Source organism: Rheinheimera texasensis, assembly GCF_964031785.1.
GTDB lineage: Bacteria > Pseudomonadota > Gammaproteobacteria > Enterobacterales > Alteromonadaceae > Pararheinheimera > Pararheinheimera texasensis_A.
In genome coordinates, this window is record NZ_CAXIRE010000014.1 from 12,822 (window position 1) to 26,637 (window position 13,816).

At 51.9% G+C, this 13,816-nt stretch carries 18 protein-coding genes; 11 read left to right on the forward strand and 7 right to left on the reverse strand.

Annotated elements, in window-relative coordinates:
- Positions 1 to 42: 42 nt before the first annotated feature.
- Positions 43 to 1,167 (reverse strand): HNH endonuclease, encoded by a 1,125-nt coding sequence (locus ABNT34_RS03780; RefSeq protein WP_348728948.1) that lies wholly within the window; start codon positions 1,165 to 1,167, stop codon positions 43 to 45.
- A gap of 15 nt (positions 1,168 to 1,182) precedes the next feature.
- Positions 1,183 to 1,779: a methyltransferase domain-containing protein gene (locus tag ABNT34_RS03785; RefSeq protein ID WP_348728950.1), complete on the reverse strand. Its 597-nt coding sequence runs from the start codon at positions 1,777 to 1,779 to the stop codon at positions 1,183 to 1,185.
- Positions 1,780 to 2,109: 330 nt separating this feature from the next.
- Between ABNT34_RS03785 and ABNT34_RS03790 the strand changes: the two genes are divergently transcribed.
- Both ABNT34_RS03790 and ABNT34_RS03795 read left to right on the forward strand, forming a co-directional pair.
- Entirely contained in the window at positions 2,110 to 2,634 is a 525-nt protein-coding gene (locus tag ABNT34_RS03790; protein ID WP_348728952.1) for a hypothetical protein, read from the forward strand.
- Positions 2,635 to 2,650: 16 nt separating this feature from the next.
- Positions 2,651 to 3,541 carry a nucleotidyl transferase AbiEii/AbiGii toxin family protein gene (locus ABNT34_RS03795; protein WP_348728954.1) on the forward strand — a complete coding sequence of 297 codons (891 nt, stop codon included), beginning with the start codon at positions 2,651 to 2,653 and terminating at the stop codon, positions 3,539 to 3,541.
- A 118-nt stretch (positions 3,542 to 3,659) separates the two neighbouring features.
- Here ABNT34_RS03795 and ABNT34_RS03800 read toward each other — a convergent pair whose 3' ends face one another.
- Positions 3,660 to 4,520: a YicC/YloC family endoribonuclease gene (locus ABNT34_RS03800; RefSeq protein WP_348728956.1), complete on the reverse strand. Its 861-nt coding sequence runs from the start codon at positions 4,518 to 4,520 to the stop codon at positions 3,660 to 3,662.
- A 182-nt stretch (positions 4,521 to 4,702) separates the two neighbouring features.
- Here ABNT34_RS03800 and rph point away from each other — a divergent pair, with 182 nt between their 5' ends.
- The 4 genes from rph (at position 4,703) to ABNT34_RS03820 (ending at position 7,428) form a co-directional block, all read left to right on the forward strand.
- Entirely contained in the window at positions 4,703 to 5,416 is a 714-nt protein-coding gene (gene rph / locus ABNT34_RS03805; RefSeq protein ID WP_348728958.1) for a ribonuclease PH, read from the forward strand.
- A gap of 24 nt (positions 5,417 to 5,440) precedes the next feature.
- Positions 5,441 to 6,082, forward strand: coding sequence for an orotate phosphoribosyltransferase (gene pyrE / locus ABNT34_RS03810; RefSeq protein WP_348728960.1), 642 nt, complete (start codon positions 5,441 to 5,443; stop codon positions 6,080 to 6,082).
- 114 nt (positions 6,083 to 6,196) lie between these two features.
- Positions 6,197 to 6,568 (forward strand): diacylglycerol kinase, encoded by a 372-nt coding sequence (locus ABNT34_RS03815; protein WP_348729214.1) that lies wholly within the window; start codon positions 6,197 to 6,199, stop codon positions 6,566 to 6,568.
- A gap of 92 nt (positions 6,569 to 6,660) precedes the next feature.
- The gene (locus ABNT34_RS03820) at positions 6,661 to 7,428 is read left to right on the forward strand and encodes a hypothetical protein (protein ID WP_348728962.1); all 768 of its coding nucleotides are present in this window, start codon (positions 6,661 to 6,663) and stop codon (positions 7,426 to 7,428) included.
- On the opposite strand, the gene ABNT34_RS03825 is transcribed toward ABNT34_RS03820, so the two are convergent.
- The 4 genes from ABNT34_RS03825 to coaBC are packed head-to-tail and all read right to left on the reverse strand — an operon-like array spanning position 7,422 to position 11,036.
- Positions 7,422 to 8,762, reverse strand: coding sequence for a sialate O-acetylesterase (locus tag ABNT34_RS03825; protein ID WP_348728964.1), 1,341 nt, complete (start codon positions 8,760 to 8,762; stop codon positions 7,422 to 7,424). The genes ABNT34_RS03820 and ABNT34_RS03825 overlap by 7 nt on opposite strands.
- A 2-nt stretch (positions 8,763 to 8,764) precedes the next feature.
- Positions 8,765 to 9,358 (reverse strand): nucleoid occlusion factor SlmA, encoded by a 594-nt coding sequence (gene slmA, locus ABNT34_RS03830; RefSeq protein WP_348728966.1) that lies wholly within the window; start codon positions 9,356 to 9,358, stop codon positions 8,765 to 8,767.
- Positions 9,359 to 9,364: 6 nt separating this feature from the next.
- Positions 9,365 to 9,823, reverse strand: a complete 459-nt coding sequence (gene dut / locus ABNT34_RS03835) for a dUTP diphosphatase (RefSeq protein ID WP_348728968.1) — start codon at positions 9,821 to 9,823, stop codon at positions 9,365 to 9,367.
- Complete coding sequence (coaBC, locus tag ABNT34_RS03840; protein WP_348728970.1) at positions 9,807 to 11,036, reverse strand: bifunctional phosphopantothenoylcysteine decarboxylase/phosphopantothenate--cysteine ligase CoaBC; 1,230 nt, start codon at positions 11,034 to 11,036, stop codon at positions 9,807 to 9,809. Before coaBC ends, dut begins: the two co-directional genes overlap by 17 nt.
- 60 nt (positions 11,037 to 11,096) lie before the next feature.
- Here coaBC and radC point away from each other — a divergent pair, with 60 nt between their 5' ends.
- From radC to mutM, 5 genes are all read left to right on the forward strand, one after another.
- The gene (gene radC, locus ABNT34_RS03845; RefSeq protein ID WP_348728972.1) at positions 11,097 to 11,771 is read left to right on the forward strand and encodes a DNA repair protein RadC; all 675 of its coding nucleotides are present in this window, start codon (positions 11,097 to 11,099) and stop codon (positions 11,769 to 11,771) included.
- Between the two features lie 165 nt (positions 11,772 to 11,936).
- The gene (rpmB, locus tag ABNT34_RS03850; RefSeq protein ID WP_031566724.1) at positions 11,937 to 12,173 is read left to right on the forward strand and encodes a 50S ribosomal protein L28; all 237 of its coding nucleotides are present in this window, start codon (positions 11,937 to 11,939) and stop codon (positions 12,171 to 12,173) included.
- Between the two features lie 11 nt (positions 12,174 to 12,184).
- Positions 12,185 to 12,340, forward strand: coding sequence for a 50S ribosomal protein L33 (gene rpmG / locus ABNT34_RS03855; RefSeq protein ID WP_031566726.1), 156 nt, complete (start codon positions 12,185 to 12,187; stop codon positions 12,338 to 12,340).
- Between the two features lie 187 nt (positions 12,341 to 12,527).
- Complete coding sequence (locus tag ABNT34_RS03860; RefSeq protein WP_348728973.1) at positions 12,528 to 12,992, forward strand: hypothetical protein; 465 nt, start codon at positions 12,528 to 12,530, stop codon at positions 12,990 to 12,992.
- Between the two features lie 12 nt (positions 12,993 to 13,004).
- On the forward strand, positions 13,005 to 13,814 hold the full coding sequence (gene mutM, locus ABNT34_RS03865; protein ID WP_348728975.1) for a bifunctional DNA-formamidopyrimidine glycosylase/DNA-(apurinic or apyrimidinic site) lyase: 810 nt from the start codon (positions 13,005 to 13,007) through the stop codon (positions 13,812 to 13,814).
- Positions 13,815 to 13,816: the final 2 nt, after the last annotated feature.

Sequence of the window (13,816 nt, forward strand, 5' to 3'; positions counted from 1 at the left end):
GATTAGTGTCGGGTCTTCAATCACGTCAGCCTTGACCAAATGCTACTGCGCAAACACATGTTGATGGTGATAAGCGAGATAAGGCAGATGCGCTTCGCGCAGTTTTAACTGCATATTAGTACGAATACCCAAGACATCAGGTTGCTCCAGCAGTGGGGACAAAATAATGTCGCCGCTCTGAGCGAAGCTGATAAAACCTTTGTCAAAAGCTTTGTCGAGATTTGCCAGCAGCAATAAGCCGTTATTCGGGTCCAGACGTTCCAGATTATTGGCGGCTCGCCAGGGTTTGATATGCGAAGCGATTAGCATCGCCGGCATTGGATAGCCAGTGACAGCGCAACCTTGCCATTGCTGGAGCAGGTGTTCACGAAAACGGCCCTGACCTAAACGTGTGTTCATCAACACGGTTTTTTCGGTGGGTGACAAACTTGGGGATGCCATTATTTCGTCCACATCTGCTGCGACGTCCACCTGGCCTAAGTCTGCTAAAAACTCGCCATAACTTTTTAAGGCGCTGCTGTACATCTTTTTGCCACGTTCATCCTGAGCTTTAAACTCTGCCAGTTCGCGCAATGGCGTAGTGGTGCGCTGATATTGGTGGAATGAGCCAAGGTCTGTGAGATTTCTGTCGATCAGGCCATGTGCTTTGGCCATTTTGCTCAGATTACCTTGCACTGCTTGCAGGTAATTGCTGACGGTTTTTTCCGATTTACCCAGGCTCTGCGCCCAGCGCTGATAAAGCTCCGGCAAACGTGTCAGATTCATCGTCAGCGCTAAACGCAGGTCACTGCAAATAATACTGCTTTTGAAAAATTCAAAAAGCTCAGCATCAAGGCTGGTGTAAGCGATTTTGCTTTTACTGAAACGGTCGACAGTACTGGCATCAACACCGGGTTGATAATTCAGATGCCAGAAGCCGTCTGAGCGTAAATGGAAAAATGGGTTTTCCGGCGTGTCAGCATCATTTCCTGCCCGCAACCTCTGAAAATGGCTGCTGAAACAGTGCTTTAAGGCGTCATTGAATTCAATTTTGTTTTGATGGATAGCGCCGATACTGATTAAATCCATCACTGCCAGTAACATACAGACTTTATGTGGTTTGCTGTGGCCGTTTTGCCGGAGTGTATTCAGGTCTTGAAATTTCTGCAGGTAAAACTCGAGACTCATCCGTGGCTGACCTATTTATCCCTTTTTCAGGACCACAGTCTGCCATGCAATATCGCTGCGGCCAAGGGCGTCGCTGACTAAATCACTGACAAAGACCGATGTCAGTGCCAGCTGATGCTGTTGTACCAGCGCGAGAATTTCAGCGCTGGTTACCGGATAACTTAGACGGCCGTCATTAAAACTGCCGTGGCGCAGTGTCAGGACCAGCAAGCCGTCGTGCGCTAATAAACTACATAACACTGGCAGAGCCTGATGCCGTTCGTCAGGCGACAGATGCATCCAGACTGCAGAAAGCAATACTAAATCAAACTGTTGATGCAGAGTCTGTACTTTAGTCAAGCCAGGCAATAAATCCGACAACCATTGAATAGGTAGCTGTTGCGAGAGTTTTTGTGCCTGTTCACGCAGTGCATCAGCTGGTTCAACTGCAGTAACAGCAAAACCCAGGCCAGCCAAAAAACGTGCATCCCGGCCTGAACCCGCACCAACATCAAGGGCGTTACCGGGCTTGATGTTATTCAGCAACGCTAACCAGTGCTGATGCACTTCTTCTGCGTTGACCGACTCATATTGATGGACAAATTCTTTTGCTTTGTCGTGGTATAGGCTCATGTAAGCATCACTGTATGGTCTCGGTTTTTGTATGGGCTGAACTGCAAATAACTAATAATCAATAGTTTAACTGTTGTATTTGTATTCATATTATTAGTATTTGCCAGTTTGCCCACGGCATAAAAATAAGCCTTTCTTACTCAATAAGGTTCCAATCAAGCCGTCGGCCACACTGGACGTTGTCAGAGTATCAGTTTTTGCTGCTCAACCAGACAAAAAGTAAGTTTGCATTTAATAACCAAATAAGTATTGTTTTGTGCACTAATTGTTTGTCTGTAGATTGCTATAGGTCTACAATTTATAACTTAAAAAGTTATTTTGTGTGCACAAATGAAAAAGACCGATCAGTTACTGTTCGTTTTTGCCAATGCCGTGAAAGCCGGCGGTGGTATTCATAATGCTGCCGAGCTTGCCTTTATGCTGGAACAACCCTGTACGCCGGCGTTTATCAAGTTTCTGGCTGATCGGGTCAAAAGCGGGCAGCTCAGACGTGTGGTGAAGGGCTTGTATGAGAGCGCCCTGACACCACCGGAGCCAAACACTGCTATTTATAAGATCATCAAAAAGTTGCGTAGTGATGTGCTCAGCTACATCAGCCTTGAGAGTCAGTTAAGCCATACCGGTGATATTTCGCAGGTGCTGATGGATAGAGTCACTGTCGTGACTAAAGGCCGTAGTGGCACTTTTAACACGCCTTATGGTGTCATTGAATTAACCCACACGAAAAAGCCGGTTGGGCAGATTATGCCTAACCTGTATTTTGACTCTGAGATCAACATGTATCGCGCCAACACCGAACAAGCCCTGACCGATCTGAAACACTGTCAACGCAACCTGCATATGCTGGAACAATAACCGGAGAAATTGCTGGATGTTGAAACAACAAATTCGTCAAATTGTGCAAGCGAATCCAGACTATGCCGCTATCACCCCGGTGATTGAGAAGGAGATTTTGCACCACGACATCATGGCGGTGCTGATCAAGCAAGGCGCCATGCAACGGCTGACCTTCATCGGCGGCACCTCTTTACGGATGTGTTTTAACAGTGCCCGTTTGTCAGAAGATCTCGATTTTAATGCCGGCCATCACTTTAAACCGACGGATTTTGCTGGCCTGGAAACAGATATTCAGCAGTATCTGCAGGACAAATATGAAACCGAGGTATGGGTGAATAAACCCGCCGAAGAGACTCAGGGCGACACAGTATCGTGGAAAATCAGTATTGTGAAAGAGGCTAACCGGCCGGATTTACCACGGCAAAAAATGCATATCGATATTTGTGCTATTCCTTCGTTTGACGTCGAAAAAAGAGCACTGCTCAACCACTACAACATCGTGGTACCCACCGAGGGTATTTTGGTGCCGGTACAATCACTGCAAGAGACGCTGGCGGATAAATTTATTGCCGTGGCTTACCGCGCCAGAAGAATTAAACCTCGTGATATTTGGGACATTGTCTGGATCAAGCAGCGTGGGGTTTCACTTTCAAATGAACTGGTCGGGAAAAAGTTAGCGGCCAGAAACAAACCACAAGACGATTTTAAAGCTGCCCTGGCGTTGCAGTTAGACAAATTACAACAGGATGACGAAGTTCGAACTGATTTTAACGCAGAAATGAGCCGGTTTATTCCCAGTCAACTCAAACAGCGAACGCTTGATAACCCGGAATACTGGGCTTATGTGCAGGCCGAGGTGAGTGAGATGGCGGTCGCGTTACTGCAAAACCCCGTGCCGAAAAACAAATTTAATATGGGGATTTGAGGCGGATTTATTTGCCCCTGCGATGGTCGTCTGATTGAGGTAAATAGATGTACTATTCACCTCAATCAGCAGAAGTTCTGCTAATGTGATGCTGACAACTGGTGCGCCGCCGGAACCATCACTCCACGTTTTGGATCTGCTCCCGCATCTGCTCAATCAACACCTTCAACTCTACCGCGGTATTGGTGATCTCCGTCGAAATCGCTTTTGACGACAAGGTATTCGATTCGCGGTTAAATTCCTGCATCATAAAGTCGAGACGACGGCCGATGGCGCCGCCTTGTTTTAGGTGATGGCGGGTTTCTTTGATGTGGGCGTCGAGGCGGTCGAGCTCTTCAGCGACGTCGGATTTTTGTGCCAGGAAGGCCATTTCCTGCTCGAGGCGGTTTTGGTCCATCTCGGCTTTGATTTCCTGCAGGCGTGTCAGCATTTTGTCGCGTTGCCACTGCAGTGCTTGTGGCAGATGCACACGTAAGTTGGCAACGTGTGTGGAGATTTGGTCGAGGCGGTCGCGGATCAGCTGTTCAATCGCCACGCCTTCGCGGCCGCGGCCGGCGAGGAAATCTTTCATGGCGATGTCAAAACCAGCCAGCAGTTCGGCCTGCACGGAATCCATGTCTTCTTCTTGTGTTTCCATCACGCCGGGCCAGCGCAGGATGTCGGCGATATTCAGCTGGGCTTGCGGGCTTTGCGCGGCCAAAGCGCTGGCGGCTTTCATTAGCTGGCCGGCAAAGGTTTCGTTAATTTTTAAATCGCTGCTTTGCTGCGCCGCGTTATAACGCAGGTTCACTTCCACTTTGCCGCGTTGCAGGCTCTGGCGCAGTTTGTCGCGCAGCAGGCTTTCCAAACCCCGGAATTGCTCAGGTAACCGAAAATAACTCTCGAGATATCTTTGGTTAACGGAGCGGATCTCCCAAACGGCGTTGCCCCAGGTCGTTTTAATTTCGTGACGGGCAAAAGCGGTCATGCTGTGGATCATGCGATTATCCTTGTGTACATCAAAAAACATGGAAAAACCGAGTATACCCACAAAGCCGCGCAGAAGGCCAATCCGCCGTCTGCACGAAAAAAGCCGGCTGTGGCAGAGATGGCGGTATGGCGGTGAAAGCCCTATAATGCCGGCATCATTTTTCGCCAAATCAATGGCCATCGAGGTTTCCCATGCGTCCAAGCGGCAGAACAGCCAGTCAGATCCGTCCTATCAGTTTCACCCGTCAATTTACTGCCCACGCCGAAGGTTCGGTGCTGGTGGAGTTTGGCAACACTAAAGTGCTGTGCACTGCGTCTGTTGAAGAAGGCGTGCCGCGTTTTATGAAAGGCCAGGGCAAGGGCTGGATCACCGCTGAATACGGCATGCTGCCGCGGGCCACGCACACCCGCAACGACCGTGAAGCTGCCAAAGGCAAACAGGCCGGCCGCACTATGGAAATCCAGCGTTTAATCGGTCGCGCGCTGCGCGCCGCGGTTGATTTAAAACTGCTTGGTGAAAATACTATTACTTTTGACTGCGACGTGATCCAGGCCGACGGTGGTACCCGCACCGCAGCCATCACCGGTGCTTGCGTGGCTTTATGCGATGCGCTCAATTTCATGCGTGCCAAAGGCCTGATCAAAACCAACCCGCTGAAATATATGGTCGCTGCCGTGTCTGTTGGTGTTTATAAAGGTGAACCTATCGCCGATTTGGAATATGTCGAAGATTCCGCTGCCGACACTGACATGAATGTAGTGATGACCGAAACCGGCAAACTGATTGAAATTCAGGGCACTGCTGAAGCTGAGCCATTCAGCTTTGAAGAAATGCAGGCGATGCTGGCGCTGGCGAAAGACGCAATTCGCGAAATCGTCGACGAACAAAAACGTGTATTGGCATAACAAATCTGTCTTTAAGGTCTTCCGATGAAAGCTTTTCAACAAGAATTTATTGAATTTGCCCTGTCGCGTCAGGTGCTGAAATTTGGTTCATTTACGCTGAAATCCGGCCGCACCAGCCCGTATTTCTTCAACGCCGGTTTGTTTAATACTGGCGGTGACCTGGCGAAATTAGGCCGCTTTTACGCGGCGGCGCTGGTCGATGCCGGTATTGATTTCGACGTGTTATTTGGCCCGGCTTATAAAGGTATTCCAATTGCCACCACCACAGCTGTGGCGCTGGCAGAACATCACAACCGCGACGTGCCTTATTGCTTTAACCGCAAAGAAGCCAAAACCCATGGCGAAGGCGGCAGTCTGGTTGGCTCGCCACTCAAAGGCCGCATTATGCTGGTTGATGACGTGATCACGGCGGGCACTGCGATTCGGGAATCGATGGAAATCATTCAGGCGCAAGGTGCGGCACTGGCGGGCGTATTGATTGCGCTGGACCGGCAGGAACGCGGCAAAGGCGAACTGTCGGCCATTCAGGAAGTGGAACGTGATTTTGGCACCAAAGTGGTGTCGATCATTGGCCTGAAAGACCTTATCCAATACCTGGAAGGCAAACCAGAACTGGCGCAGCATCTGGATGCAGTCAAAGCATACCGTGCCGAGTTTGGTGTTTAAGGCAACGGGTTGTCTTCAGGAATTGTTAAGTTTAAGCTGCGATAACTACATCCCTTCTTTCAGCTTTGAAGGCCAGCGTTGCTGGCCTGCTTGTTTTTAGCGGAGTCTGTGTTGATCAACAAACCAAATGGCAGCGGTTTTGGCCGTATTCTCAAAGCCACTGAATGTTCGCGTAAAGGTTTTGTCGCCGCCTGGCGTTTTGAAGCGGCGTTTCGGCAGGAAGCTGTGCTGGCCATGCTGATGTTCCCGCTGTCGTTTGTACTGGCCGAATCAGTTGGCCATTGGGCGTTGCTGGTGGGTGTGTTACTGCTGGTGCTGATTGTTGAACTACTCAATTCCGCCATTGAAGCGCTGACCGACCGCGTCAGCCTCGAGCGCCATGAACTGTCTGGCCGTGCCAAAGACATGGGCTCAGCGGCTGTGACTTTAAGCCTGACTATTGTCGCGCTGGTGTGGGGCGCCGCAATCTGGCAACTGCTGCAATAACCTGAAGTTCGCCTGCATTAGGAAATGCTGATGCGGGAAAGCGCACCGCTGTGCTATGGTGATATTTTCCTTCATCAGGAACTGTCCATTTTATGGTTTGGCGCAGTGTGCTATTCGTTTTCTGTCTGTTACATCTGCCCGGTTTTGCGGCAGAAACCTTTTGTTATGACACGCCGGGTAATAGCGCCGACCAGCCAGTGATTGTTGCCGGGCAGCGTATTTATGGTCAGCATACAGCGCGGATCGCCGGTTGGGTGTTGCAGCAAATACCACAAGCCACTTTTGTCCATTTACCGTGGCAGCGCTGCCTCAGTCAGGTCCGCGAAGGCCGAATCACCGGTATCTTGTCGATTGGCTGGACAGCAGAGCGGGCGCAGTGGTATCAGTTTCCTTTGGCAGATGATAAACCGGATCCAGCCATGGCATTGTACGAGGTGCCCTATCATATTTATGTGCACCGCGACAGCAAGGTGCAGTGGGATGGCCAGCGTTTTATCGGTCTGCAATATGGCCTGATCACTTTTAAAGGTTATCTGACGGAACAGCGCCTGCGCGAACTGCAGGCCTTGTCGCCGCTTGATTTGGATATCAATCAGGCAGTTGATTTAGTGCTGAACCATCGCATTGACGGGTATGTGATCCCGCCCGGTACAACCTATCAGCAATTTTCGCAACATGCAGGGTTTGCCAAAGTTCGCCGGCTACAGCCGCCGTTATTGACGATCCCACTGTACTTCGCGTTTTCTAAAAAATATTGTCAGGACAACATCAAAGGCTGCCAGCAGGTCTGGCACCATCTGGCGGCACAGCGCCAAAACTGGGAAGCCGCACAGCAGCAGGCGCCCACCAATCCTCAATAAGTCTTCAGTTGCCAGCGCTGCGGTAACAGCGGCAATCCCTCTGCGGTATACAGTGTCAACATGGGCATCGGCATCAGGCCATACACCAGCTGTCGTGCATGCTGCGGTAACTGTGTCGAAATCGGTTCTGGCAATTGGAGCAGTAACTGGCGGCGGTCGGCGCTGAATCTTGCCGGCACTGCTATCCAGCCGTTATTGCCATCATCTGTGTAAAAACCTGCGATGGGCGCATCTTTTTCGCTGGGTTCTGACTCGGGCCTGCTGTGCCAATCCGCGGTGGGCAACTGCAACACCAGCTCACGCCGTGGTGACGTGAGGGAATTTGGCTGCAATTGAGCCAGCAATAAACCGTTGCTTTGATGGCGCATACAAAGCGCCAGCCGGCGCGCCAGTTCGGCCTTAAACGGTGGATGAATATCATTTGCCGCACCTAAATCGGCGGCGCTGACCAGCATGCAATGCGGGTTTGAGGCGGCAACTTGCTGCTGCGCCAGCCGTACCTGCACAAAACCCTGTTGCGGCGCTGGCAAATCGCCACGACCAAAACCGGCGATTTGCACTAACAACAGTGGAAACTCCCAGCAGGCCACCTGGCGGCAACTGTGCAGCCAGTGCTGCAGCTTGCCGGCATAGCGGGCGACGTCTTTGCCCATCGCATCCTGTTCACCCTGATACCACACCAGTGCGCTGAAAGGCTGCTGCAACCAGGGCCTGAGCCGGGCCGCAAACAAAGCGCCGGGTTGCCAGGCTTGACTGGCGCTTGCGCCGTCAACGTGTTTAGTCCAGGCGTCGATGGCAGAACCAGGCCAGCTGAGCTCGACCAGCCCCAGCATCACGTCGGCTTCTGCCGGTTGATAACACTGACTGAAGTGATACAGCAGCGCCGGCCAGCGGGCACAGTGTTCTGGGCTCAGCGCCAGCCATTGGCCATGCGCCTGAAAATCAGTGTGGTCACTTTGATGGCAACGCAGCCGTTGCCGATTTTGCAGCTGTGCCATGGCGGCTGACAGTTGTTCAGGATAACGCGCCAGCGGCCAGCCAACATTAGATTGGCCGGCAAAAAGCAGCAGTTCGCCAAACCACAGATCGTCCAGCTGCAGCAGGTGATTGTCAGTAATAATGCGCAGCGTCCAAGGGCCGGATGGCGGCTGCGCGTCGATGGCGATAGCAAAAGCTCCGGCAGCGTCGCTGTGGCCACTGAAGGTGATACGGACCTGATCATGTTGTAGCTGCACAGTCAGTGGCACGTTGGCGGTTGTCTGACCGTAAAGCCGCAGCGTTTTGCTGTGTTGCAATACCGCGCCGGATGACCAGGGCTGTGACAGTCGGATCACTGTTAATCCTGTGCAAACAGGGCCGCTTTTAATGCAGGCCACTGGCTGGCGAAACTCAGATGAGGGGCTTCTTTAAAACCGCTACGCACATACTGGTGCAGCCGGCCTTCGATAAAGGCCAGCAGCAAATTGGCCACCGCTGCTTCGTCGCCATGACGTTTGCCGGTACCGAGTTTGCGATCGCGCAGGCATTGTTTCAGCTGTTTTTCCAGACTATCGAGTAACAAAGTGACGCGTTCGCGCAGCCGTTCCTGCTCGCCCTGTAAGGCTTCGCTGGTCAGCAGCCGGCACAAGCCGGGCCTGCGCCCGGCAAATTGCAGCAAGGCTTCCAGCATCAGCTGAACGCGTGCTTCGGCTTGTTTGTGGGTTTGGAAAATAACGCGGAATTCCTGTTGTAGCTCTTGCTCCATCAAATCGAGCAGGCCTTCAAACATCCGCGCTTTACTGGGGAAATGACGGTATAACGCCGCTTCGGTGACACCCACCTGCGTCGCAAGCGCGGCGGTGGTAATACGCTGACCGGGGCTTTTTTCCAGCATCACGGCCAGCGCATCCAGAATTTCCGCTTTGCGGTTGCTGCTTCTGGGCGTCGACATCAGCTGTTATGACCGGCCTGAATGGCCAAAACCACCTTCGCCGCGCTCAGAGGTATCAAATTCTTCGACGAGTTCAAATTGCGCCTGTACCACTGGCATAAACACCAGTTGAGCGATGCGGTCGCCCGGTTGGATGGTGAAGGCGTTTTGGCCGCGGTTCCAGGTGGAAATCATCAGCTGGCCCTGATAATCCGAATCGATGAGGCCTACCAGATTGCCTAATACGATGCCGTTTTTATGGCCCATTCCAGAGCGCGGCAGAATGGTCGCACATAAGTTCGCATCACCAATATGAATGGCGAGGCCCGTCGGGATCAGTTCAGTCTGGCCCGGCAATAAAGTCAGCGGCGCATCTAATAAAGCGCGTAAATCTAAACCGGCCGAACCTGGCGTAGCGTATTCTGGTAGCGGATATTCAGTGCCAATGCGCCGGTCGAGAATTTTCAGTTCAATGCTTTTTTTCATCTTGGTATTGCTCATAAATCAGGGAAATTAAGGCTTGGGCCAGCTCGGTTTTACTGCGCTGCCCCAGTGGGAATTCGCTTGTTTTGCTGTAAACCGTGATGGCGTTTTGTTCGCTGTTAAAGCCAAGCGCCGGATCAGACACGTCATTGGCACAAATCAGGTCGAGGTTTTTCTTCTGCAGTTTTTGACGGGCATAGTCGGCGACTTTTTCCGTTTCGGCGGCAAAACCAACGGTAAAAGGCCGTTGGATAGTGAGCGCCGCGACGCTGGCGATAATGTCCGGGTTTTTCACTAACTGCAGCGTCAGGCCGTCATGGTCGGCAGTTTTTTTGATTTTCTGTGACGCCAGGGTCGCCACGCGAAAATCAGCCACTGCGGCACAACCGATAAAAATGTCGCTCTGTGGCGCTTGTTGCAGGCTGCTGACATACATCTGTTCTGCCGTGGTGACATCAATTCGCGTTACACCGGTTGTCGTGGCGAGTTGCACCGGGCCGCTGATCAGCGTCACGTCAGCACCCAGCCCGGCAGCTGCAGCGGCGAGGGCGTAACCCATCTTGCCGGAACTGTGGTTGCTGATGTAGCGCACCGGGTCAATCGCTTCACGCGTTGGCCCGGCAGTAATGGTCACCTTCACGCCTTGCAGTGGTTGTTGCGCCGGTGCTGCCAGCACGCCAATCACGGCATCGACCAGCTGCAGCGGTTCCAACATCCGGCCCGGGCCGACATCGCCACACGCCTGCTCACCGGCATTAGGTCCAAATATGTAAATATTTCGTGAAATTAAAGTTGATAAATTGGCTTGGGTCGCTATGTTTTTATACATCTGCTGATTCATCGCCGGCGCGATGGCCAGCGGTGCGCTGCTCGCCAGAATGCAGGTGGTCAGCAAATCGTTAGCCAGGCCATGGGTGATGCGGGCGATAACATCGGCCGAAGCTGGCGCCACTAAAATGAAGTCGGCCCATTTCGCCAGTTCGATATGGCCCATGGCAGCTTCGGCCGCCGGGTCCAACAATGACTGACCAACCGGATGGCCGGATAACGCCTGCAGCGTCAGTGGGGTAATAAATTCCGCCGCTGCCGGGGTTAAAATCACCCGGACTTCGGCGCCACGCTCTTTCAGGCGGCGAACTAAATCGGCAGATTTGTAAGCAGCGATGCCACCGCTGATCCCAAGCAGGATCTTTTTGCCAGCAAGGATGTTGTGCATAAGAAAACCATCAGCCAGAAACTGGCCGATAAGATACCACGAACTCAAGGACGAGTGATCATGACCATCAAGCATTGGCCGGCGGCCGAACAACCCCGCGAGAAATTATTAAGTTATGGTGCCGGCGCTTTGTCCGACGGTGAATTGCTGGCGATTTTTCTTGGCCATGGCTGTGCTGGCCTCGACGCCGTGGCGATGTCACGCCAGCTGCTGCAGGATTTTGGTGGCGTGCGGGCGTTTTTCGCCGCGCCACGCGGCCAGTTCTGCCGCCATAAGGGCCTTGGGGTACATCGGTATGTGAAAACTCAGGCGGTGCTGGAGCTGTGTAAACGCTGTTTATACCAGCATCTGCAACGCGATACGGTATTTTCCGACCCTGGTATGGTGAAACATTATCTGCAGTACAGCATCGGTTTGGAAACGCGCGAAGTCTTTATGACTTTGTATTTAGACAGCCAGCATCGGCTGATTAAAGCCGAACCGCTGTTTTATGGCACGATTGATGCGTCTCCGGTCTATCCGCGTATTGTAGTTCAGAGCGCTTTAGCGCATAATGCCGCCGCCGTTATTTTGGCTCACAATCATCCATCCGGAGTTGCTGAGCCGAGTCGTGCTGACAGAGCAATAACGGAACGCCTGACCCAAGCTATGGCTTTGGTCGACATCAAGTTATTGGATCACTTTGTGGTCGGCGACGCGGAGGTAATATCCTTTGCGGAACGCGGCTGGCTTTAAGATCTGACAGGATCAACACGATCTTCGTTTAAACCTCGGGCGGAATCGCTTGAGTTTTGCCGGCTTATCGTGTATAAATTGCGCCCTTTCAGAAATCCGGGGCATTCTTCTTGGCCGGAAGGATGACGATAGCTCGAGCTGAAGTAATTTTGGAGATACATTGACATGTCTAGAGTGTGCCAAATCACTGGCAAAGGTCCGATGGTAGGTAACCGTCGTTCACACGCCAACAACGCAACAAAGCGCCGTTTCCTGCCTAACCTGCAAACTCACCGTTTCTGGGTTGAAAGCGAAAACCGTTTCGTCACGCTGCGCCTGACAACCAAGGCTATGCGTATCATCGATAAAAATGGTATCGATGCCGTTTTAGCTGATCTGCGTAAGCAAGGTCAAAAGGTTTAAGGAATTAGCAAATGCGCGATAAGATCCGTTTAGTTTCTTCTGCTGGTACTGGCTTTTTCTATACAACTGATAAGAACAAGCGCACCATGCCAGAAAAAATGGAAATCAAAAAATTCGATCCAAAAGTGCGTAAGCACGTGATTTTCAAAGAAGCGAAAATCAAATAATCGGATTTATTTCCAAAAGCAAAACCCGGTCCTGTACCGGGTTTTGTTTTTTCTGCAACCGCTAAAAGTAAAATCGCTGATACTGTGCCGGTTTGGTTTGAATATAACCGCCGCTACCGAACAGAAATTGGCGGAAGCAAAGCTATCCGTTACACTGCCGGACATTCGTTCCTGACACCTTAACCTTATGCTGCGATTATCCCGTCAATCCTGGAACAATCTGATTATTTTCGGCGTGCTGGCGCTGTTTTTCCTGTTTTATATTGCGCCCAGCCATCTGGCTTTTATGTTAAACCGCGATGCTGCAGTGACGATGTTGGCGCCGGGACAGCGCATTTTGCAGTTGCAGTTTCCGCAAGCCACATTAAAACAAGCCGGGCCTGTCTGGCGTTTTGAACCACAGCACAGTGCCATAGCGCCAGATACGCTGTTACAGCAGTGGCAGCAGTTTGTGTTGCCGGCGCCGCAACAGGCCGGCAATCAGATTCTGGCGCAGGTCTGTCAGGTGCGACTCTTCCAAAGTGGAGAGGCAGAACCAACACTGTGGGAATTTGTACTGGACCAACAGCAATGGTATCTGCAGACTCAGCAGTGGTTATTCCCTGTCACTAAGGCCACTGCAGACCAACTGTGCCCGCCGTCTTTACGTTAATCTGGAGTTGTTATGCCTGAATTACCAGAAGTTGAAGTCTCCCGGTTAGGCATCACGCCGCACTTAAGCAACAGAACTATCCGCCGTATTGATGTGCGTCAGCCGATGCTGCGCTGGCCGGTGCCAGCTGAAGTGATCACACTGACCAATACGCCTGTGCTCAGTGTCAGCCGCCGCGCTAAATACCTGCTGATTGCGGTGCCGGGCGGCAGCATTATTTTGCACTTGGGGATGTCCGGTAACCTGAAGATTTTGAGTGCTGATACACCGGCCGGCAAACATGACCATGTTGATATTGTGTTGGATAACAATACCTTATTACGCCTGAACGATACCCGTCGTTTTGGTGCTGTGCTGTGGCAGGCGAGTGGTACTGAGCATCCGTTATTAACCACTTTGGGGCCGGAGCCGCTGACATCGGCGTTTCACGCTGAGCAGTTGTTCGCGCAGTGCCAAAAACGCGGCAGCGCTATCAAACTGGTGCTGATGGACAATCATGTCGTGGTTGGCGTCGGCAACATATACGCCAATGAATCTTTGTTTAAAGCCGGCATTTTGCCGACCAAACCGGCCAATCAGTTAACCATGGCGCAGTGCGCCGTGTTGGTGGAAGTGGTGAAACAAATCCTGGCGCAGGCGATTACCCAAGGCGGCACCACGTTAAAAGACTTCAGTCAGGCCGACGGTAAACCCGGTTATTTTAAGCAGGAACTGCTGGTGTATGGCCGTGGCGGTCAGGCTTGTGTCGGTTGTGACAGCATGCTTGAAGAAATTCGTTTAGGCCAGCGCAGCACCGTGTTTTGCCGGCACTGTCAAGCCTGAAA